Consider the following 23,175-nt stretch of genomic DNA (forward strand, 5'->3'; position numbering starts at 1 on the left):
CGATTTTTCTGAGTTTAATACTCACATCGACTTTATAGTACCATTTTTTTGCTAAACTGTCTTGTCTGTTTAACAAAAAAAATCGGATTTTAAAATGAATTCGTTTTCAAATTCTTTTTTTATTCCTTTACGTTAATTTTTTCGTGTACTTTAATTTTTCGTGCATCTTGTAACAAAAACTGAATTTTATTCGGATCATAGCGATCGTTTTGGGTACTAACTCGTAATAAGTAAATCTTGCCCTCATCCAATTTATCTTTTAACTCTGAATAACTTCTTGGAAAAATAATTATTTCAAATTCACCACTTGTATCTTTAAAAGTAGTAAAAGCCATTTCTTCATCATTTTTGGTTCTTACTTTCTTTAAACTAACCAGTTCTCCAATCGCAATTCCTTGCTGCCGACTAGTAAATTCTCCTAGTTTTTTAGTATTATATTTTTTCTTAGTAAATTGCTGTAAAGTCATTAACATACTAGCAGTAACTGAAAAACCCATTACCTCTTCTTCAAGTTCTGCCCGCTTGTACTGCGAACTTCTGTCTTTATTTTGCTTAACTACCGCATTATACTTAGCATCCGCATAGGAATTTTCTTCTTTAAATTTTACAGTAGAAATTATAGAAGACAGTCTGCTTAACACCTGTAAACGATCAATTTTAAATTCATCAAATGCTCCCGCTTTTACTAAAAGCTCAACTTGATCTTGTCTTAAATATTTTTTATCTATTCTTTGCAAAAAATCTTCCAGCGAATAAATAGACGTTAAGTTTTCAATTTCTTTAATAAAATCTTGGTTTAAATTTTTAATTTCTTTTAACCCTACTCGAATTCCATCTTTTTCAACTGTAAAAGTAGCTGCACTTTTATTAATTGATGGGGGTAAAATTCTAACCCCTTTATCTCGTAAAACTTGCAAATATTTTTTAACCTTTTCGGTATGAGCAAAATTATCATTTAGCAAGACAGTATAAAATTCTTTGGGGTAATTAGTTTTTAAATAAGCCAACCAATAAGCTAATTTTGAATAAGCAACCGCATGAGAACGATTAAAGCCATATCCAGCAAACTGAGCAATATTTTCATAAATTTTTTCAGCTAAATTCTCAGGGTGACCATTTTTCAGTGCTCTTTGAATAAACTTATCTTTTTCGTGAGCAATAATTTCTTTATCTTTTTTTGAAATTGCTCGCCTCAGCAAGTCTGCTTCTCCTAATGAATACCCTGCAAATGCTTGGGCTGTCTTCATTACTTGTTCTTGATACACCCAAATTCCATAAGTAGGTCGTAAAATATTTTCTAAACTTTGATCAGGATAAGTTACTTTTTCATGACGATTTTTTCTTCTAATAAAAGAATCAATATTTTGCATTGGACCAGGACGATAAAGGGCATTGATGGCAACAAGTTCTTCAAAACTAGTCGGCTTTAATTTTCGTAAAACACGTTTAATTCCTGCTGACTCAAACTGAAAAATCGAATCTGTCTCTCCCTTTTGAAAAGTCCTAAAAGTTTTTACATCATTCAAAGGAATCCTTTCCAATTCAATTTTGGTTCCTTCTTGTTGCACCAAAGCTAAAATATTTTCTAAAATCGTTAAGGTTTTTAAGCCCAAAAAATCAATTTTTAATAATCCAAGTTTTTCCACATTCTCTTTTGTTTGTTGCGTAATCGGAATGTCTAAAATTCCTGGTTGTAATCCAACTACTTCATCTAGTCTTTTATCTGAAAGGACAAGCCCTGCTGCATGAATTGAAGTCCTAAGAGGTAGTCCTTCCAAATGCTTAGCAGTCGCAAAGAGTAAATTGTTCATGGGACTAGCATTTACCAAAAATTGTAATCTTTTTGATTGCTGGTAGGCTTTCTCTAACGTCATCTTTCCTTGACCTGAAGGAACGGCTTTAGTCCACTTAGCTATTTCACTTTCATTAAAGCCAAAGACTTTCGCTACTTCTCCTAAAACTTGTTTAGCTGAAAAAGTCACAAAAGTTAAAATTTGGGCTGTATGCTCACGCCCATATTTTTCAGCCATGTATTTAATAATAGTACTTCTTTGCTTATCAGGAATATCTAGGTCAATATCCGGCATCTGCTTTCTCGCTGGATTTAAAAATCTCTCAAAAAGTAAATTGTACTTTATTGGGTCAACACTAGTAATATTTAAAGCATATGAAACTAAGGAGCCAGCTGCAGACCCGCGGCCGGGTCCTGTCAAAATGTTTTTGCTGTGAGCATAGTTGATGGCATCCCACACAATTAAAAAGTAGTCATTAAATCCCATCTCATGGATAATTTTTAATTCATATTCTAGTCTTTGCTGATAATTTCTAGGAATGTGGTTATTAAACTTCTTTGCTAGTCCTTCTTGAACTAAGTTAACTAAATATTCTTGAGAAGTAGAAAATTTATCCTGAGGATATGTTGGAAGCTGCGGTTCTTGAAATTCAATTTCAGCATTTGCTTGCTGTGCTATCTTTTCAGCATTTTTTAATGCTTCCTGTAAATCAAAATTTCGATATCCAATTTCAAGTTTTTGCTCGTCCTTTAAATATTTTTCCCCTCTCTCATTCAAAAGCGATTTAAGATTACTTTTTATTACCTCTCCAACCTTGATATTTTGTAATGCAACTTGCAAAAACTTATCTTGGGGATTTTGGTATTGCACATCTTCTACAGCAACCAAAGGTAACTTAAACTGCTTGCTCATTGTCTTTAGATAATTAATATAATTACTTTCTTCTTTGTCGGCATGAATTCCTAAATATAATTCATTACTTGAATCAAGCAAGCTTGTTAATTTTCTTAAATAGCTTTCTCCTTGATTATCACTTCTATCTGCTAGCTGCACTAATTCACTATCTGCATTAGCAGGTACAATTACAAATAATTCTTTAAATTCCTTAATCACTTCTTCTGCAGCCAAGGTTTTATTTAATTGAATTTTACTAGATAAAGACAAAAGATTTTGATAACCCTTATTACTTTTAGCAATCAAAATTAGATTATAATTCTCACCACTACTGATCAAACCTGTTAGAGTAATTTGCATCCCTAATAAAGGTTTAATACCTTCTTGTTTTGCTAATTTATAAAAATTAACTAATCCATATGTAACATTTAAATCGGTTAAGGCAATACTAGAGTATCCTTTTTGTTTAGCACCTTGCAAAAGAGATTGCACTGTCATTGGACTTTCTAGTAAAGAATAGCTACTAATATTTTGCAAACTCACTACCATTTAATCGCCTCTTTCTCTTTTAAAGTATACCAAAAGTCTTGCCACAAATGATTTTTTTTGCTAAGATGACTAGCGAAAGAGGGAGATCAAACTATGAGATTTATCGTAACAATGGTATGGTCAACTATTTATTGTGAAATCATCGGCTTTATTGCTGCTGCTTTAACTCAAATGGCATTTGACCCAATTCAAGCAGGAATTATCGGACTTATTTTTGGCTTCTTGTTTGCTTTAATTATTCCCGGTATTACCGCTAAAAGTCACAAAGGTAAAAGTAAATTTAGTAAAATGATCTAAAAGAGAAGCATCGCATGCTTCTCTTTTTGCTTAGTAAAATTTGTAATTTTTTTGGACATCAACACTAATTTTTTCTTGGTTTAAATACTCTTTAAATAATTGTACGTAATCTTGGTCATATATTTTTTCAATTTTATCCATCCCGTATCCTGGATAAAAGCCACCACCAAGTGCTCGATAATTATTAACTGCTAAGTGATAAAACTTGTCATTACTAATTTCTTCCCCATGAAGCGTTAACTTTGTAATTCTCTTTCCTTCTGGCCGAGAAATATCTGCTTCATAATGAACTGGATAAAATAAGTCAAAATTAAATAAGAGATTTTTAGGTTTTAAAACATTATCTTTAAATTTAACCTTACCATTTTTATCTTTATCCAAGAAACTCAAACTATGTTCAATTATTTGTCGAATATCTGCTCCCGAAACTTTAACGAGTGCTAGCTGATTAGCAAAGGGATAATTTAGCAAGATCTCACGCATTGTCACATCTTTTGAAAACCCTCCTGCATCTTCTGCCATAATAGCTGTTGCCGACAAATCAGCGTTAGTGAAATACAGTTGCATTTGGTGAATTAAGTTGATAAAAGGCGCCCCTTTTAAGCGTCCTGTAATTGCATCTTTAATTGGTGCCGCTTGCGAAAGGGATGCAATTGGCTCATCGAGCCAGTTTTGGGTCTTTTTATCTAACTCTGTCATTAAAGAAATAATTTTTTTATCAGGAGTTACTCCTTTAGTTTCAAGTAACTTAGTAGTTAAGTTATTGATAATAACTTTCCCATTTTTTTCTTTATCAAAATCAACTATAACTTCAGCTACTGTTTCGCCTTTATGCCCAGGTTGAACAATAGCTGTTTTATTTTTGACTAAATTTAAGCGTCGATGCTGATGACCAGTTAAAAATACATCAATTTCTGGGATATTTTCAAATATTTTATAACCCTCATTTTCACCATTATGAGGTTCCGTGGCTTTGCCCGTTTCCAAATCACTTTCAAATCCTCCGTGGTAAAGGGCCACTAAAAGATCAACTTTGGGACGAAGTTCTTTTACTTCTTTTTTAATCCTTCATAAGCAGAAAAAAATTCTAAGTTAGGAATATTTTCAACTGGTTCCCATTTGGAAATATACTGCGTTGTCACTCCAATTAGTCCTATCTTGAGACCAGCTTTTTCAATAATTATACTTTTCTGCCCAAAAGCAGGCTTTTTTGTGCTTTTATTTAGGACATTATCATTTAAAAAAATCCCATGATCATAACTAATAAATTTCTTTAAATAATCTAGTCCAAAATTAAAATCATGATTACCCACTACTCGCACATCGTAGCCAACAACATTATATGCTGCTGATAATGCCTGCACTCCACTATCTTCTGGCAAACTCTTTAAGTAAGAAGCTAAGGGAGAGCCTTGAAGTGAATCACCACTATCAGTTACCAAAACATTGTCTTTACCATATTTTTCTCGTTCCTGAGCAATTAAGGTGCTAACTCGGCTTAAAGAAAAAGGTGCAGTATAATTATTTTTATCTTGATAATTTGTTGGTGTAATAAATCCATGAGTATCACTAGTATGTAAAATTGCTAATTTCATCTTTTCCCCCTTTATACAAAAAAAGACACCCTGCGGTGTCTTTTAATTAATCGTTATTTTGTTGCTTTGCTTCGTTAGCAACTTGACGGCCTTTGTAAAAGCCCTTACGTGATACACGGTGGCTTAAACGGTATTCACCAGTAGTTGCATCGTAATGCATTGCTGGAGTTGTTAACTTAATATGACCACGACGTGAACGTTTCTTTTGCTTAGAAGTTTTTCTTGCAGGAACTGCCATTAGTTAGATCTCCTTTTTTATAGAATTGAGACTTGCGGACTTATACAAATAAGTCACTAAATACTCACGTATTTCAATCATACAATCTAAAGCTAGATAAATCAAGTCTAATCTTTAGTTGTAGCGGTAGATTTTTCTTTTAATTTTGAAATTTCTTGCTTTAACTTGTTAATTTCCTGATCTTTTTTATTAATTTGATCATTGAGTTGCTTTTTTAAAGTAGCTTCTTGTTTGCTATATTCTTCTTTTACATGCTTTACATCCTTATTAGTGCCCAATAACATTGAAATGAAGGCTCCTAATAAGATCATTGTAATTAAAATAATAATTAATGGCATCTTAGGTTGAAAAAAGCCAAAATTAATTGCTACTTGTTCAGTATTTAAGCAAGCAAAAATCACCAAAATTAAGACAATAATTAATCCAAAAACTAACTTTCTTTGTTTTTTCACGTTACTCCCCTTTTCCAATGTTACTTTCTGCTCCCAAACTTCAAACTTGCCCAATCACCAAGCTTAGGAAAAATTTGATACAACTTAGCTAAAACAGCCAAACTCACTGGTAAGTTTAATTCTCTTCGATTAGAGCCAAAGAAATGAACCACTTGCCATGCTACATCATCCGGATCAAGCATAAAGCGTTGAACATTAGTGGCATATTCTCCAGTTTTATCTGCAACATTGAAGAAGTTTGTGTAGACTGGTCCTGGATTAACTGTCATCACTTTTACACCAAAAGGTTTAAGTTCTAAACGTAAAACATTTGAGAATTGAATTACAGCTGCCTTAGTAGCACTATAAGCTGCTGTCTTAGTAGTTGGAATAATGCCAGCAATTGAACCAAGATTAACTATCTGTCCTTGTTTTTGGTCAATCATAATTCTTGCAATTAAGCGCGTGAAATACATCAAGCCTAAAACATTAGTTTGGAACATTTCAGTCACTTGTTTAGGAGTAGTTTCTAAAAAATTTTCAAATATTCCAAAACCAGCCGCATTCACCAAAAAATCAATGTGCTTAACATGCTGAATAATTTTTCCAAAAGTACTTTCAATTTGATCTGCTTTGCTCATATCAGTTGGAAAAACAAAAGCTTGTCCACCAGATAGTTGCTTGGCTTCTTGTGCAATTTCCTGTAATCTTTCTTCATTTCTAGCAATTAGAATTACATCTGCACCTCTACTAGCACTTTCTAAAGCAATTGAACGACCAATTCCACTAGAAGCACCAGTAACCACTACTACTTTTTCTCTTAATGTTTTACTCATAATTGTCCTTTCATTTCATTGGAATATTAAAACTATCTAAATCACGCACCAACTTTGTATGTTTAAAAATTGAACGAGCTTGTTTTTCTAAAATTTGACCACTTTTACCAGTATAACGAGCAGAAATATGTGACAAATATAATTGTCCGACGTTTTTTTGCTTTGCTACTGAAGCTGCATCAATACAAGTTGAGTGGAAATAGCGGTGAGCCATTTTACTATCTTCTCCGCTAAAAGTAGATTCGTGAACCAACACATCGGCATCTTGAGCCAGTTTGCCAATATTAGGAGTTGGCCTTGTGTCATAGATAATCGTAATGATTCTTCCTGGACGATCTTCACCCAGAAAATCTTTTCCATCAAGCACTCGTCCGTCACCTAAGGTTACTGTCTCTCCAGCTTTTAATTTACCATAAATTGGTCCATTAGGAATATGATATTCAGCTAATTTTTCTACTTGCAATTCACCTGGATGTGGTTTTTCAACAACTCTAAAACCAAAACTTGGAATACGGTGATTTAATTTAGCTGTGTATACCTCAAAATGATCATCTTCAAAAATTAATCCATCTTCTTCTAAGATTACATATTTTATTGGATAACTAATTTGGGTACGTGAAACTTTAAGTGATGTTTGTACAAATTGATCAATTCCAGCTGGTCCATAAATGGTTAATTCACCACCATCCCCTTGGAAAGAACGTGAAGATAACAACCCAGGTAACCCAAAAATGTGATCCCCATGATTATGAGAAATAAAAATTCTTGTAATTTTTCGTGGGCGAATGTTAGTCTTTAGAATTTGATGTTGGGTTGCTTCTCCTACATCAAATAACCAAATTTCATTTATTTCGTCTAATAACTTTAAAGCTAATGACGAAACGTTACGTCCTTTAGAAGGTTGGCCTGAGCCTGTACCTAAAAATTCTATTTCCATGAAAACCTATTTTCTAATAAAGTCCTTTTTCTACTAATTCTTTTGTAATAAAACTACTATAATACTTTGATCCTATGTCATTTGGATGTGTATGATCATCATAAAACCAATTTGGATGAGCAGTAGCAACAGCATTCCAGTTAATAATATATAAGTTTTTGTATTTCTTACTTTCTTTTTGCAAAAGATTATTTACTGGTTTTTGCCAAGTACGAGTTGGCACATAAACATTGACCCAAAATACGCGTCGTTTTTTACCAACAATCTGCATTACATGTTCCAAATCTTGGGGTGGAAACATTCCATTTGTTCCTAATCCAACCAAAACATTTTTGTTTAAAACTCCCTCAGCTTTGTACTTTTCAAACAAAGGAATTGTATCAGATAATTGACGAGAAACGGCAGCATCAATTATGGCATGGGGCATCAACTTCTTAAGATTTTCACTAGAGCCGGCCATTACCGAATCGCCAATTGCAGTTACCGGAAGCTGACGCGCTAACTGAAGTTGTTCTTGGCTAATACCATATTTTTCAAAACTTTTATTTACTGGGTGTGCCTTAGCAGCCTTTTTTGCCTTAGCTAATAAAGTATTTTTAGTAGTTGTTTTTTTAGATTGACGTTTTGCTTTTGCAATTAATTTCTTATTATCTTGAAGTTGTTGCTTTCTATTTTTCTGAATTTGCTTTGCAAGTGGAGAAGCATTAGGATCTTCTGCTTTAGCAGCTGGTGACTTGAGAATTGCTACACTACCTGCTACTAAGAAAAACGCACTTACGATACCTACTACTTTTTGAGCTACAAAGTGTCCATTAAAAGTAAAGAATCTTCTAAGATAAGTTTGAACCTTTTTAACAGTAAGTTTGCCAAATGGTTTTTCAATGTAACGATATGTTAATTCAGAAACTATTAAAATTAATGCTACTTCAATTACACGATATAAAATCACATGGTCGGCAATATTTTTAACCTTATCTTCAAAGAAAATCATAATTGGAAACTGATAGAGATAAATCCCATAAGAACGTGATCCAATCCATTTAAAAAGTGGATTAGTTAGCCAAGCATTCCAATGAGAAGAAGGATGGGCAATTACAGCAACTAAAATCATTGTTAAGAATGAGAAAATAAACATCCCGCCACGATATGGGAAAGCATGCTGTGGATTTAATGCTGGGGTTGCTGTCATCCAAAGTATTAAAATTAAGGTTAAGGCACCAATTAAATCTAAAATTACTCCGTGAGTTTTGCCGGCTTTTTTATTAAGCTTCCAAGTTGGCCAAATTATCGCCAACATTGCACCTAATCCCAGTGAGAAAAAACGTGTATCACTACCATAATAAATTCGACTAGTATCTACACCTGGCTTGAATAAAATTGCCATTTCAAGTGCTGAAAAGATTGTCAAAGCAGTAATAATCCAAAAGCGTGTTTTTTTCTTCTTTACTTTGGTCATTAAGAGCCAAATTACAAGAGGCCATAAAATATAAAATTGCCCCTCAATCGACATCGTCCATAAATGAACAAAGGGTGATTCATTGGCTGCAAAACGTTCAAAATAGCTTTGTCCGTTAAAAATTTCCCAAATATTATAAACATTCAATAAGTTAGTAATTACTATTTGATACAACTTTGCCAATAAATTTCTTTGAAATAGCAAAATATACGTTCCCGCCATCCAAATAACAGCTATCATTTGAGGATAAAGTTTTTTTATCCGGCGCAAATAGAAACCTTTAGTATCATATTTTCCACTTTCTTCATATGCATGAAACATATGATCAGTAACTAAATAACCAGATAATACCAGAAAAATTGGTACTCCAAGATACCCACCTATGAATCTATTAGGATCTAAGTGATATAAAATAACTCCAATTACGGCTAATGCTCTTAAACCAGCATAACCAGTAATAAAGCGGTTTTTATTTTTCAAAAGTATTACTCCAAATTCTTATTTTATTCTACAAATTCAAACGTCAAATCACCAATGTGCACTTCATCACCTTCATGTGCACCCTTAGCACGAAGAGCATCATCAACACCCATTTTCTTTAACTTACGTGCCAAAAGCATAATTCCATCTGTGTGATCTAAGTTAGTCATTTGAACTAAACGCTCAAGTTTTTCACCAGTAACTGTGTAGTCACTTTCACCAGTTTTTGTGATTTCAAAACTATTATCTGGACGTTTATAAACAAATTCTTTTTCTTGAACTTCTGCTTCTCCAGGTTCTTGGGCTTCCTTTTGAGCTACCTCATCAACCACATCAGCTGCTGCACTCATTAATTCATTTACACCTTTATGAGTGACACTTGAAATTGGATAGACCTTTTTATCACCAAGTTTTTTCTTAAACTCTGCTAATTTTTCTTCACTACCAGGAATATCCATTTGGGTAGCGACAATCAATTCTTTCTTGGTAGTTAAATCAGAAGTGTAATTTCCAAGCTCTTTCTTGATAGTTTTGTAATCTTCATAAGCATCACGGCCATTATTAGGATCCATCGAAACCATGTGCAAGATAACTTTTGTTCTTTCCACGTGACGTAAGAATTGGATTCCTAATCCTACTCCATCAGCTGCCCCTTCAATTAATCCTGGTAAATCAGCCATTGAAAAGTCGCGTCCATCTGGTAAAACAACCATCCCTAAATTAGGAGTTAAAGTTGTAAAATGATAAGCTGCAATCTTTGGCTTTGCTTTAGTAACTACCGATAAAAGCGTAGATTTACCTACTGAGGGAAAACCTACTAACCCTACATCTGCCAAAACTTTTAATTCTAAGCGTAAAGTTCTGAATTCTCCAGGTTCTCCATTTTCTGCAATTTCAGGTGCAGTGCGTGTTGAAGTAGCAAAGTGAATATTACCACGACCACCACGGCCACCCTTAGCTACCATAAGTTCTTGACCATTTTTTACTAGGTCACCTAGTAATTCACCAGTATTAAAATCATACACAGTAGTTCCCATTGGAACCTTTAAATAAACATCTTTGGCACCTTTACCATACTGAGATTTAATTCTTCCATTTTCACCATTATCGGCTTTGAACTTGCGTCTAAAACGAAAATCCATTAATGTTCGCAAACCTGAGTCTGCAACTAAAATGATGCTACCGCCACGGCCACCATCACCGCCAGCTGGGCCACCAAGTGGAACATACTTTTCATGGCGGAAAGCTACAGCTCCATCGCCACCTTTTCCAGCTTGAACATCAATTTTTGTTTGATCAACAAACATCTCTATCCCTCCCATTGTTTTATTCTATCTTATAATAACATAAGCACCTTGATATTTTAGTACTCATCTGTTTAATTTCTCATAAACTTAATTTTATCGTCTGTGCTTGTGGCAGAGTTAACCCAGCCTTTTTTAAATCATCAACTGACGCTTCTTTTATTTTTTTCAAGGAGCCAAATTCACGTAGTAATTTATTACGCGACTTGGGGCCAATGCCTTTGATTTCATCTAACTTACTTGCAAGAGAATTTTTAGCATGCGTTCTACGGTGGAAAGTTATTGCAAATCTGTGCACTTCATCTTGGATACGCGTCATTAGATAAAACCCTTCAGACTTTGGATCCATTGGAATTAATTGATAATCTTCTCCTTTAGTTGGATCGCCAAAAATCAAGTGGTTAGTTCGGTGTTTATCATCTTTTACCATCCCTGCTACTGGAATCTGAATATTTAATTCGTTTCGTAACACATCCAAGCAAGCATCGACTTGAATTTGACCTCCATCCATTAAAATTAAATCAGGAAGAGGTTGATGTTCTTTTAAAAGACGACTATATCTTCTACGCACTACTTCACGTGTATTTCCTACTTCATCGCCTCCATTTTGGTGCTCTACTTCTCCCTTTAATTTATATTTACGGTATTGCTTTTTATCAGGTTCCCCATCTGTAAAGACTACCAAAGCAGATACAGGATCTGTTCCTTGAATGTGAGAATGGTCAAAACTTTCAATTCGGTGACCGTAAGGCAAATGCAAGGCATCAAAGATTTCTTTCTGGGCTCCCTTAGTTTTCCGATTACCTAATTCTAAGAGTCTAAATTTTTCATCTAACTTAAGTTGGGCATTGTCCTTAGCCATTTTTAATAAGGAGGCTTTTTGCCCACGTTGAGGTGTTCTTACAGGTACTTTTAGAACCTCACTTAGTGCTTCATTATCTAAACCTGCTGGCACTAAGACTTCTTTCGGCAAAACACGATTCTTTTGATCATAAAATTGAGCAATAAATGATAAAAATTCATCTTCTGGATCAGTTGTATCGGTCAAAGGAAACATGCGAGTTTCTCGGCGCAATAATTTAGCTTGTCGTAAGAAAAAGATTTGAATTGAAATCCATGATTTATCAACATAAAAATTAAAAATATCTCTTTGAGTATGATCATTAGAAATAATTTTTTGCTTTTCAACAGTTTGTTCAATGTAGTTTAGTTGATCACGAATTTCGGCGGCACGTTCAAACTCAAGCTTTTCAGCTGCTTGAGCCATTTTCTCATTTAAAGTCTTTTTAGCTTGTGAAATATCACCATTTAAAAAGCTCTTTATTTGCTTGATCTGTTCATCATATTCTTGCTTAGAAACTTCTCTAAAACATGCTCCTAAACACTGCCCCATATGATAGTACAAACATGGTCTTCCTTGATGACCACTACACCTACGCAGAGGCCAAACTTTTTGAATAAACTTCAATGTTGCCTGAGCTGCATAAACATTAGGATAAGGGCCAAAATAATATCCACCATCTTTATGAACAACTGAAGTTAACTTTGTTTGCGGATCTCGTTCATTAGTAATTTCAATATAAGGATAACCAGTACCTTGTTTTAATTGCACATTATAGTAAGGCTGATATTTTTTAATTAAAGTAATTTCCAGTAAGAAAGATTCTTTATCTGAGGAAACAGTAATAATATCAAAATCTCTTATTTCCTTAACTAATTCTGCTCGGCGACCTACTTGCTTGCTTTTAAAATAAGAACGAACTCTATTTTTTAAATTTTTAGACTTACCAACGTAAATTACCTTTCCGTTAACATCTTTCATTAAGTAGCATCCCGGCTGACTAGGTAATAATTTAAGTTTATTTTCAATAAATTCAGTTGCCATAATTTTCCTACTTTCTTTCTCATTATTTAAGGATTGATAAAATTAGCCTTATTTCTATCTTTTGATTTACCTTATCTGCTGAATCGATTAAAATATAAAGTATATAATTCAGATAAGAGAAAGGTAATAAAAATGAAAAATATTTATTTTAACCATGACGGAAATATTGATGATTTTGTTTCTTTGCTTTTACTTTTACAAGCACCTGACATTAAATTAATTGGTGTCAGTGCAATTGATGCAGATGGCTATATTGAACCTTCAGTAGAAGCTTGTCGCAAAATGATCGACCACTTTAATCTTCGTGGTGATAAATTAGAAGTTGCACGCTCAAACTCAAGAGCTATTCACCAGTTCCCTAAAGAATGGCGAATGGCTACATATTCATTTAACTACTTCCCTATCTTGAATGATACTAATAAGATTGAAACTCCTCAAGCAGCTTTACCTGCACACTTAGACATGATTGAAAAAATTAAAAACTCAACTGAACCAGTTACTTTAGTAATGACTGGTCCTTTAACTGATTTAGCCCGTGCCTTAGAAATTGATCCAAGCATCCAAGATAACATTGAAAAACTTTACTGGATGGGTGGCTCAGTTGATGGTCATGGCAATGTAATGAGTGTTGATGCAGATGGTACCCAAGAATGGAATGCCTTTTGGGATCCTGAAGCCGTTGAAAAAGTTTTGGATTCAAAACTTGATATTCAAATGGTTGGTTTAGAAAGTACTGAAGAGATTCCTCTTACTGATGATTTACGTAATCACTGGGCCAAAAATCGTCAATACCCAGCTTTTGACTTAGTTGGATTGGGCTATAGTCTTATTGTTTCAATTCCTGGAGCAGAATTATATCTTTGGGATGTTCTGACTACGATGAGTGCCTTAGATGATTCTGTAGTAAGCACCCAAAAAGTTAAAGCAGGTGTTTTAACAGAAGGCTTAGGGGCTGGTAGAATGTTTGAAACTCCAAATGGCAAAGAAATAACTTTAGTTACAAGTGCTAATAAGAATGCCTTCTTTGATAAGATGGATAGTATTCTCAAACGTCAAGCCTAATGATTACTTGGATTACAAGTTTTATAGAGCAATTTGGTTATTTAGCCTTATTATTATTAATTGCGATTGAAAATATTTTCCCACCTATTCCATCAGAAATCATTTTAACTTTAAGTGGATTTCTATCAACCAAAACAAGTCTAAACCTGGCAGGAATTATTATCTTTTCCACTTTGGGCTCTTTAATTGGAGCCATAATCTTATTTTCAATTAGTCGAAATCTAACTTTAACACGTTTAGAAAAAATTTTAAATACAAAATTTTGTAAACTACTCGGCTTTAAACAAGAAGATGCCCAAAAGGCCATCTCTTGGTTTGAAAAATACGGAATTGGCGCTATTTTTTACGGTCGTTGCATCCCAATCGTGAGAAGTTTAATTTCTATTCCAGCTGGTATCGCTCGAGTTGGTTGGGGAAAGTTTATTTTACTCACAACTGCTGGAAGCTTAATCTGGAATACTATTCTCATTCTTTTGGGTTACTACACCGGCCAAAACTGGGCAGTAGTTGTTAAAATTTTCGATGATTATACACTTATTATTGCTTTCATTATTTTATTAATTTTAATCTATTTACTTTACAAGTGGTATAAAGCTCGCTTGAAAAAGTAGTATCTGGCGGTTCTGCAACAGCAGAACTGCTTTTTATATGATATAATATTTTTGTAAAAGTAACAATTATATTATTTAGGTGATCTTATGTATAATTATCCATACATTAAAAATTTCAATGAGTGGTGTGCTGGTCGTAATCTGCGCCCTGAAACCGTTATTTCAATTAACCAATCAATTAATTATTTTTGGAATTACTACCGGGATACTTCTAGCCATCCCCCTACCCTAGAAGATATTACCGGCCAAGATATTCGGCAATTTTTAGTGGAATTAGAAATTCGTCAAAATCGTTCTATTCAAACTATTAACAAATATGTAACTCATTTAAAAAAGTACTTTTCTTTTTTATACGATCATAAATTAATGCCAAACTATGTTCTCACTGATATTAAAGGTTATACCTTTGATCGTACTCCTCGTTTTTGCTTAGATTGGATCGATCATTTAGAAGAAATTGTTAAAAATTCTGCTGTAAGTCTAGATGCTAAAAAAATTCTGATTTTAATTGCCCATGGTTATGAACCTGAAAAATTTTTAAAGTTGACACTTACAAGGGTCAAGGCAGACAAAATTATTACTAATTCTTTGTATCTAACTACTCTATCTCAGCCTCTAATTGAAACGGACTTAATTTTTCATACCAAAAAGGGACTACCAATCACTGCTCTTACTTCTTTGAGTCGCCGTATTATACCTGATCGGGAGATTTTAAACTTCAATTTAACGCCAGGCAGTTTACGTTTAAGCTACATTTATCGCTTAGTTAATGATTCTTCTCTTTCAGATGATGACTTAATGAAGTTGCTTCATGTCAATCGTAAAAATATTACTTACTATCGTGACCAAGCATATAAAGCTAAATTTACTAATTTTTCTCCTTCTTGGAAAAAATAATACTTTATACTACTCTTCTTATCATAAAAAATATTACAATATATATTAGGTACAAGAATTTGTATAATTTATATTTAGAGGTAAGAGAAAATGAAAGAACAAACTTCTGTACCTAAGAAACTGTCGTTTATCTCGATCTATTTTTTAGGTATTAATGCTGTTATTGGATCTGGGACATTTTTACTTCCGTCTACGATCTACAAATATATGAATTTGATGGCAATTGCAGTTTTGCTGTGTACAGCACTTACTGTCTCAATGATTGCCTTATGTTATGCTGATTTATCAAGTCGTTTTAAGGGTTCTGGAGCTGCTTGGCTTTATTCTTACAATGCGTTTGGTAGATTTGCTGGGTATGAACTTGGAATATTTACCTGGTTTTTAGGATGTACTACTTTGTCAGCCGAAGTTGTAGCTTTGCTTACTATTCTTAAAAGTTTCCTACCAGTCTTTAACAATCCAGTTGTTTACACCTCAGGAGTTATTTTCTTAATTTTACTTTTTTCTATCATTAACTTCTTTGGTAGATCATGGGTAAAAGCTGTTAATAATGTTTCTGCTGCCGCAAAGATTATTACTTTGATTGTCTTCATTGCAGTCGGAGTTTTCTTTGTTAAAAAGTTTAACTACAGTCACATTATTCCAGCTGCTGCTTTGACTGGGGTAGGACCATTTTTTAAACACTTCGGTGCTGCCTTTACTCCTATCTTTTATTTATTTACTGGATTTTCATTTATTCCAATTGCTGCTAAGCAAATGAAAAATCCTGAAAAAAATATTCCTCGAGTTTTAATTGCAGTTATGACTAGTGTTACTATTTTGGACTGCTTGATGTTATTAGTAGCTATTGGACTTGCAGGAACTAAGTTAGGTGGTTACTCTAACCCACTTGCTAGTGCTTTAAAGACTGGAGTTGGTGAATGGGGCTTTGCCTTTATGATTGTTGGAATGTTAATTTCAATCTTTGGAGTAGCATTTTCAGCATCATTCAACACCCCTTCTTTAATAGCTTCTTTAGCTACTGAACATGATATGTTACCAAGTTGGATGGGTAAAAAGAACAAACATGATGCACCTTGGGTAGGTATTATTTTTACCGCTATTTTATCAGGTGCCCTAGCAACTCAAAGTTACTTATTCTTAGTTTCATGTACTGTTTTAGCATCATTTGTTCAATATGTTCCATCTATTTTAGCTGTAATTAAGTTTAAGCACACTAATGAATATCCAACTCATGGATTTTCACTTCCAGGAAAATACACTATTCCAATTATCGCCCTCTTAATTTCTTGCTACATGGTAACTAATTTTACTGCCAAAACTCTCTTAATTGGTAGTGCAGTTGCCGTAATTGCTGCAGGTTGTTACTTCTTTATTGATCGGGACAAAGATAAAGAAGCTAAACATGAAGCTTGGCTTGCTTCGCTAAGAAATAAAGATTTTAAAGATTAATTATTAACTAAAAAGCAACCTAGCTCTTGCAATAGTTAGGCTGCTTTTTGTATGATTAAATAAACAATTAGGGAAAGGATGACTAAAATGGGTTTAACTTTCAAGAAAAATGATGACTTAGAAAAGGCTTTTGAACGTTTTGCGATCTTGCCAGATGATCCTAAAGTAGATGGTAAGAAAAAGCCAGAAGATGAAGATAAAAAGAAGAAAGATAAAAAAGACTAGTTAAAAGGGATGCTATCAATTTATGGTAGCGTCCCTTTTAACTTATAGCTTATCTTGGGTTAAATTATAACAAAAATGATGTTAAAAATGTGTGTAAAGGAAATCTAACATATTTTCTAACACTTTTTGCGCGTAAAATCTTAAAATACGCACATAATGTGCGCGTAAAAATGTTAGAAAAGAAAATCGCACATCTTTTAACACTTTTTTGTGCAGAAATGTGTATTTGCCATCTACCAGCTTTTGCCCATCACTACTGGTTAACGGGTGACCGTCTTTTTTCTCTACTTGGGTAAAGTTATTGAGCTTAAAGCGTAACCGGTAATACAAGTATTGGTTTGGATAAACAGTGCCGTCGTGCATGTCTGCTGCACCGGTATCTTTGACTTTAGTTGGATCCTTGGAATCGGCTGCGTAAACATACTTGTGCGCAGTTAAACCGTTTTTCGAGTCACCTTTAGTGGTTGTATCAGTGTGGTTGTATTTAACGATAAGTTTACTTTTTGCACCACTGTCTTTACCGTTTAACCATGCTTGGTTGTTAACAACCATAGAACCGCTGTAGATACTACCTTCTGCAGGTTGTTGATCAGGCTTAGGTTTAACTTGAATAACTAAGTGGTAGTTTTTATACCAAGTATTGGATTTATTTGCTTGAGTAGCCTCAGGTTTCATTTTAGCTTCAACTACAGTGTAGCCCTTTTTATCCTTAAGGCCTTTCTTGTCTTTTTGTACAGTGAAAAGGTCGTCAGTAACATTTTTACGGTGCTTACCGTATTTATCACCCCAGTTACTTTGATATACTTTAGCACTAACTACTTCTAAACTAGGATCAATGTAATCAGTTAATACAAGTTGTTTCTTTGCATATTTAGATTTTTTAGTGCCAGCTAGATAAGGATCGTTCTTATCATTCATAGCATCTGCTAGTGGCAGTGCATTGTAATTTTTGTCAGTGTTACCAGCTTTAAGAAAAGCAGTTGAGGGCCCTTTTAAGCTAGTATGAATATCAAAGTAAGCACTACCTGTATCACTGATTGTCTCTTTAGTTGAGTGCTTAGTAAAGTTATCGGTTTTAGAAACCCATTTGTCAACGGGTACAGTGTAAAGAAGGGATGTTCCCTTGTCAAAGTCAAAACCAAAGTAGTCTGCTTGAGCGTGATCGGCATTATACTTTTCACTATCAGCATTACGGTGAGGATCGTTCTTAATATTCTTGGTCTTAATTAGGTTATATGAAGAAGCAGGCGTTGCCCATTTATAAGAAGTTGCCCCATAGTTTTCATTATTAAAATCGTGAACAAATGTTACATTATATTCACTCATTGCTTTCTTTGGAATGTAAGAGAATCTACCTCTTGGGTCAGTCTTTAAAACAGTACCTTGACGCGCATTTTCTTTCTTTTTATTAAGAATTGTTGGCCCATACTCACCAAAGATACGTGCTACGCCATTTTGGACACCAGCCTTTACACCGTAATTGGTGTCAACACCAGCATTTAGTTTAGTGTCGTTACCAGCTTTATTAACAATAATGTAGCTTGGTGTGTTAAAAAGTATCCCTTGTTGATAATCTATATCAGTTTGGGCCACTTCACTTCTAACTCTAAAGGGTTGTCCTTTCTTTTTCCCACTTGCATAAGTTAAAAGTAAAGAAAAGTTACCTTCACCAGTGTATGGTTCTTTGACAGCTAAGTGGTTTGAATCAAAGTGGACATTGAGGTTAGGCATCTTATTTTTATCGTATTGATAGTGATAATCGCCATTCCAAACAAGGCGTGCGTCTAACTTGACAGGCTGTTTTTGAGTCTTATTCTTACCCTTACCTTTTTCAGCTTTTTCATTTGGATAGTAAGTCAGAGCATTTTTGTAAAACATTCCAACTTTACCAGCTCCTGCATTGGAACCATTTTTAGGCAAGTGATAAATGTACCACCAGTGCGTATCGCCTTCACCAGCTTCGTTAGACTTACTCCATTTGCTGGTAGTACCACCAAATGGTTGCCCACTAATCTTCTTATTTTCTACTAAAGAACCAGAAGTATCATTATCTTTGACATATTTCGCCATGGCACTACCATTTTTACTATGTTGTTCGATGGCAAGATATGGTGAAATAGCAGGATTAGATTTATTATTGTAACCCTTTATTTTGGCTACGCCGTATTTACTTCTGATGGGCCGTTGTGGATTATAAGGATCATTTTTAGTCCAAGAATTGTTAGCCCATCTAGCATGAACAATGCTAGTTTGAGATGTAAAAGGAATTAAAGTTGTTAGTGCTACAGCACTTAACATGAATTTTTGAAAACGTTTTCGATTTTTCACATAATTACAACCTTTCTATTTGAGATTGTAATTAGTATAAATAATTTCTAAGAGCAACTATAAAAAGAACAAAAAAAGTTTAAGGTAAATTTTAGACAACAAAAAAGCATCCCTATAAGGGATGCTTGAAATTTAGTCTTAAAGTCCACCAGCCACTGAGCCATTACGAACAGTGTTATCAGCAATACTAGTATAAGGATGCGAATAAATCCAATCAATATGATCTAAATTATCTTGAGTTACACGCCATTTCTTATTGTAAGAACATTGATCAGCCATCATAATATCATCGTATTCATTTACTGAATTTGGAACAGGGTCATCACCTTGTTCTATATCACCTAATCCAATAGCGCGCCCTAATTGATAAGCTACCGCATTAACTTTTCCTTGTTCAGTTAAATGTTTAGACCGTAAAACAAGATTCATATGATTGGTGAAAGCTTTCTTTTTCCAGTCTTTAGGCATAAACATATTAGAGTTTTGCCAGCCAGGATTTTTCTTAAGAAACTTAATCCGCTTAGGAGTAAGGCGCATTTCTGCATATGGGCCATATTTACTACCATGGGTATACTTAATTACTTCCGGATTCTTTTCTTCATAAACACGAGTTGTAGTAATGTCAGCAAGAGGACTATCTGCTTTAGTGTCAGCCTTATTATCATCATAAACCACAATATTAGCGTATTTAGAAGAAGTGAGGCTAGCATGTTTAGCAGACTTAACTAACTTAAATTTAAACTTAGGAGCCCAGAGTTTGATGGCCTTTTTAACAGCGGGCAAAATGGACTTATCTTTGACATAGATGTTAGCGCTGCGGCGTTTGAAGTTGCGGTTAGAGGTATCAGCATCCTGATTATAAATGTCCTCATTAGTAGCATCATCAGGGTTAGATACATAGTATTTGGAGTTAGGCACCCAACTAGCAGCTAGGGCGGCAGAATGAGAGAAAGCGCCGAGTGCAGGCGTAGCCAGCATGGCTGCAATAGTAACTTTTTTCACGACATTTTTAATTTTCATTTTTAAACCTCCATTAGTGTTTGGGTAGTGTTATTTGGTATCCTTTGATTTTTCTTTTTTATCAATTGAAATTTTATCGGGAGAAATCATTATCTGCTTAGACTCAGCATTTGCATTATCTATATTCGTATTTTCCCACTTTACTTCATAGTATAATACTAATATTAAAACAAGGATCATTAGTACAAGGTCTATACTAGCGAGCACATTGTCAGCAATTATATCATCTTTAAATATAGTCTCAAGAAGAGTGGGAATACTAATTACCGTTATTAAATTTTGAACAATTCTACAATAAGCTATACGTGTCGTCATATTCTTAGATGAATGTTTAGTGTTAGACATTATTCCCATAATAATAGTAATAACTAAAATTAAAATTAATCCCACTAGAATTACTAGCCATAATTTACTGCTATAACTAACTGCTGTTAATTGTAAAAACTTCATTCTTGCTCCTTTTTAAAATTACTTTTCAATTACTAACTCAAAATAAGGAAACATATTCTTTTCCTTTGAAAATTGAATCAATTCAGCTGGTTTTACTATATATGTCCCCTCATTTTGCTTGTCTTTAATTATAGTAGGGGAAAATATAATGCCTGTGCCTTCCAATCTAAAGTAAATCTTCTTTTGATTTTCTCCTACTTTAAGCCAAATCATTTGATCTGTTACTGGCATTCTTACCTCCTTTTTACTAACTACTTTCTCTATACGCTTTGAGTAAACTTCTATATCATCTCCACTTATTACCAGATAATTACACGGAATTAATAAATTTTCTACTGATGATTCTTCTAATTTAGTAACTGCTCCTAATAAACAGATCGCAAGTCCTATTTCAGCAATCAGGGGAAATGTTTGAGAAAATTGGAAATTCTCTCCAATAGAAATAAGCTTTAAAAGTACTGGAATGATGTATATTGTTACAATAGTTTTAGTAAATTTTCCAAATACTATTTCTTTTCTCTTATATTTACTAATTTTTGCAGTGTATATCAAAGAAATTCCAATTCCTACATAACCAATAATTAAATAAATCCATAGTGCAGACACTTTATACTTTTTCCTTCCTCACCTATATTGTATTTTTGACTTAACCACCTTTATTTTTCGATCACACTCTTTGATATATGGAGCAATGTAGTCAATATCCTTAGCTATTGGTCCTACAATTACTTCATCATAATTAACTGGCAAATTTTCATTGTCTTGTTCTATCACCCCTTCCTTATTCTTCTCTACATCCTTATTTTTAATTGTTGTATAAACAAATGGAACCGGATATCCGGGTTTCTCATCAAAGAATACTCTTTCATCCCTATCTTCTATATTTTCCAAATTTATAAAAATTCTAAATTCATTTTCATAAGAATATTCCATTCGTTTAAAAGAATAGATAATATCTTTGATAGATGCTAAATTACTCAACTCTTTTAAAGACTGGAATTTTTCCTTTAGATCTGCTTCTTTTTCCCTCACATCTTCTCCCGGAAAAGATGCTAGTTTCAAATTAAAGTCACCTGTATCTTTCCAGTCTAAATAACAAACTCGTCGTACTTGAACAAGCCCACTGTTACACAATTTTTTAATGTAATCTGATGAATATTTCAGAAATAATCCTTTACCATCATTTGCATATTGTTTCCACATAGGTAAGATATCAATTGCCGCAGTTGTAGAAGAAAGAAAGATATCACTTGCTTCATAATCCTCTTGTGAACTTCCTGGTACTTCACCTTCTTCTTTCTTGCTCATCTTATCTAAAATTTCCCAGAAAATTTTTCCCTCTTTAGGATCATTAAGTTGATTAGAATTAGTTAATCTTAAAGTACTCATCCCCGGATTATTATTAGCATCTATTTCATGTTCTTTATTTATAAGATATTTTAGATTTTCTGCTGATGTATATTGTCCTAGTTTTCTTTCCTCCACATTTTCAATCTCACTCCAATTTAAAGTTAAAATATTTCTTATATCATTTATTAGAGTGGAACCTTTTTTCAAATTATTAAATAATGTTACTAATTCATTATTTTGATTAAAGACTTCTATCGTCTCCAATTTATCAACAAAATCTTTTGCCTCTTTCTCAATCCTTATTTCATTTTTCTCACTATAATCCATTAAATCCATTAACATTCCATCTGTAAGAGAAAAAATATCATTCTTTTCATACTTTTTTATGTCAAATTTAGAACTATTTTTTAAAATTGCACCAATTATATTAATTACTACATTTTTCAGCTCTTTTTCCCCATCATCCCATTCGGCTTTTAAATTATCATTTAATTCTTCAAATTGCCCATCTACATCTTCAAGAAGATTACCTATTTCACCTAACAAATCTGGTGTTAATTGCTTTGCTAATTCTTCTAAAGTAAGGTCAATCCATTTTTGATCATGCTCATTTTTTCGAAAAAGTCTGTAAAAACTAAACATAATTCTAGTTCGTGGATAACGAAAAAATGAATTACTTAATAAACTTTTACCCTTATCTTTAAAGCTCAAGAGATCGTCATACAAAGTTGGAGTTAAGGCTAAATCCCCCATTGTTTTCAAAAAATCTTTTGCCTCTTCTAACTCCATCAAATCTATTAAATTTTTATAAACCTCCGGGCTATCTCCAATCATAAAAAAATTATCTATAAGTCCCTGATACTCAGAGAGTGCCAAGAGATCTTCATTAATTTCTTCATCTACAATTTTCACTACTTTTATTCTGCCAATTAAATTATCGGCTGACTGGTAGTATAAACTGTAATTTGTACTCCAACCATAATCATTCCAAGAAATCTGCTCTAAGAAAAATGTCCCAGCCTCTTCATACTCTATTTCATCCTTACTATTTACCAACATAATATTATCAACTATCTGTTCCATAC

General features: G+C 33.6%; 19 protein-coding genes and 1 pseudogene. 6 read left to right on the plus strand and 14 right to left on the minus strand.

What is annotated here, in order from left to right:
* Nucleotides 1-119: 119 nt before the first annotated feature.
* A complete protein-coding gene (locus FP433_RS04700) occupies nt 120-3,236 on the minus strand; it encodes a DNA polymerase III subunit alpha (protein WP_265484409.1) in 3,117 nt (1,038 codons plus the stop codon).
* Nucleotides 3,237-3,329: 93 nt separating this feature from the next.
* Here FP433_RS04700 and FP433_RS04705 point away from each other — a divergent pair, with 93 nt between their 5' ends.
* Nucleotides 3,330-3,533, plus strand: coding sequence for a YjzD family protein (locus FP433_RS04705; RefSeq protein WP_265484407.1), 204 nt, complete (start codon nt 3,330-3,332; stop codon nt 3,531-3,533).
* A 30-nt stretch (nt 3,534-3,563) separates the two neighbouring features.
* Here the strand turns inward: FP433_RS04705 and FP433_RS04710 are convergent.
* From FP433_RS04710 to uvrC, 8 genes and pseudogenes are all read right to left on the minus strand, one after another.
* A pseudogene (locus FP433_RS04710) lies at nt 3,564-5,128 on the minus strand (bifunctional metallophosphatase/5'-nucleotidase).
* A gap of 46 nt (nt 5,129-5,174) precedes the next feature.
* On the minus strand, nt 5,175-5,366 hold the full coding sequence (gene rpmF / locus FP433_RS04715; protein WP_265484405.1) for a 50S ribosomal protein L32: 192 nt from the start codon (nt 5,364-5,366) through the stop codon (nt 5,175-5,177).
* A 107-nt stretch (nt 5,367-5,473) separates the two neighbouring features.
* On the minus strand, nt 5,474-5,818 hold the full coding sequence (locus FP433_RS04720; protein WP_265484403.1) for a lipopolysaccharide assembly protein LapA domain-containing protein: 345 nt from the start codon (nt 5,816-5,818) through the stop codon (nt 5,474-5,476).
* 20 nt (nt 5,819-5,838) lie between these two features.
* On the minus strand, nt 5,839-6,633 hold the full coding sequence (locus tag FP433_RS04725; RefSeq protein ID WP_265484401.1) for an SDR family NAD(P)-dependent oxidoreductase: 795 nt from the start codon (nt 6,631-6,633) through the stop codon (nt 5,839-5,841).
* Between the two features lie 10 nt (nt 6,634-6,643).
* Nucleotides 6,644-7,570: a ribonuclease Z gene (rnz, locus tag FP433_RS04730; protein WP_265484399.1), complete on the minus strand. Its 927-nt coding sequence runs from the start codon at nt 7,568-7,570 to the stop codon at nt 6,644-6,646.
* Nucleotides 7,571-7,583: 13 nt separating this feature from the next.
* On the minus strand, nt 7,584-9,506 hold the full coding sequence (locus FP433_RS04735) for an acyltransferase family protein (RefSeq protein WP_265484397.1): 1,923 nt from the start codon (nt 9,504-9,506) through the stop codon (nt 7,584-7,586).
* Between the two features lie 23 nt (nt 9,507-9,529).
* A complete protein-coding gene (gene obgE / locus FP433_RS04740; protein ID WP_265484631.1) occupies nt 9,530-10,819 on the minus strand; it encodes a GTPase ObgE in 1,290 nt (429 codons plus the stop codon).
* A 73-nt stretch (nt 10,820-10,892) separates the two neighbouring features.
* A complete protein-coding gene (gene uvrC, locus FP433_RS04745) occupies nt 10,893-12,695 on the minus strand; it encodes an excinuclease ABC subunit UvrC (protein WP_265484395.1) in 1,803 nt (600 codons plus the stop codon).
* A gap of 132 nt (nt 12,696-12,827) precedes the next feature.
* On the opposite strand from uvrC, the gene FP433_RS04750 reads away from it, so the two are divergent.
* From FP433_RS04750 to FP433_RS04770, 5 genes are all read left to right on the plus strand, one after another.
* On the plus strand, nt 12,828-13,757 hold the full coding sequence (locus FP433_RS04750) for a nucleoside hydrolase (protein ID WP_265484393.1): 930 nt from the start codon (nt 12,828-12,830) through the stop codon (nt 13,755-13,757).
* Complete coding sequence (locus tag FP433_RS04755) at nt 13,757-14,368, plus strand: DedA family protein (RefSeq protein ID WP_265484391.1); 612 nt, start codon at nt 13,757-13,759, stop codon at nt 14,366-14,368. Before FP433_RS04750 ends, FP433_RS04755 begins: the two co-directional genes overlap by 1 nt.
* Nucleotides 14,369-14,455: 87 nt before the next feature.
* Nucleotides 14,456-15,265 (plus strand): site-specific integrase, encoded by an 810-nt coding sequence (locus FP433_RS04760; protein ID WP_265484389.1) that lies wholly within the window; start codon nt 14,456-14,458, stop codon nt 15,263-15,265.
* Between the two features lie 90 nt (nt 15,266-15,355).
* Nucleotides 15,356-16,717, plus strand: coding sequence for an APC family permease (locus FP433_RS04765; RefSeq protein ID WP_265484387.1), 1,362 nt, complete (start codon nt 15,356-15,358; stop codon nt 16,715-16,717).
* A gap of 87 nt (nt 16,718-16,804) precedes the next feature.
* On the plus strand, nt 16,805-16,942 hold the full coding sequence (locus FP433_RS04770) for an SPJ_0845 family protein (protein WP_265484630.1): 138 nt from the start codon (nt 16,805-16,807) through the stop codon (nt 16,940-16,942).
* An 81-nt stretch (nt 16,943-17,023) separates the two neighbouring features.
* On the opposite strand, the gene FP433_RS04775 is transcribed toward FP433_RS04770, so the two are convergent.
* The 5 genes from FP433_RS04775 to FP433_RS04795 form a co-directional block, all read right to left on the minus strand.
* Entirely contained in the window at nt 17,024-19,270 is a 2,247-nt protein-coding gene (locus tag FP433_RS04775; RefSeq protein ID WP_265486514.1) for a hypothetical protein, read from the minus strand.
* A 138-nt stretch (nt 19,271-19,408) separates the two neighbouring features.
* On the minus strand, nt 19,409-20,290 hold the full coding sequence (locus FP433_RS04780; protein WP_265484383.1) for a hypothetical protein: 882 nt from the start codon (nt 20,288-20,290) through the stop codon (nt 19,409-19,411).
* Nucleotides 20,291-20,320: 30 nt separating this feature from the next.
* On the minus strand, nt 20,321-20,740 hold the full coding sequence (locus tag FP433_RS04785) for a hypothetical protein (RefSeq protein WP_265484380.1): 420 nt from the start codon (nt 20,738-20,740) through the stop codon (nt 20,321-20,323).
* 18 nt (nt 20,741-20,758) lie between these two features.
* Nucleotides 20,759-21,346, minus strand: coding sequence for a hypothetical protein (locus FP433_RS04790; RefSeq protein ID WP_265484378.1), 588 nt, complete (start codon nt 21,344-21,346; stop codon nt 20,759-20,761).
* Nucleotides 21,347-21,364: 18 nt separating this feature from the next.
* On the minus strand, nt 21,365-23,173 hold the full coding sequence (locus FP433_RS04795) for a DUF2971 domain-containing protein (protein ID WP_265484376.1): 1,809 nt from the start codon (nt 23,171-23,173) through the stop codon (nt 21,365-21,367).
* Nucleotides 23,174-23,175: the final 2 nt, after the last annotated feature.

The organism is Lactobacillus sp. PV012, assembly GCF_014522325.1.
Lineage (GTDB): Bacteria > Bacillota > Bacilli > Lactobacillales > Lactobacillaceae > Lactobacillus.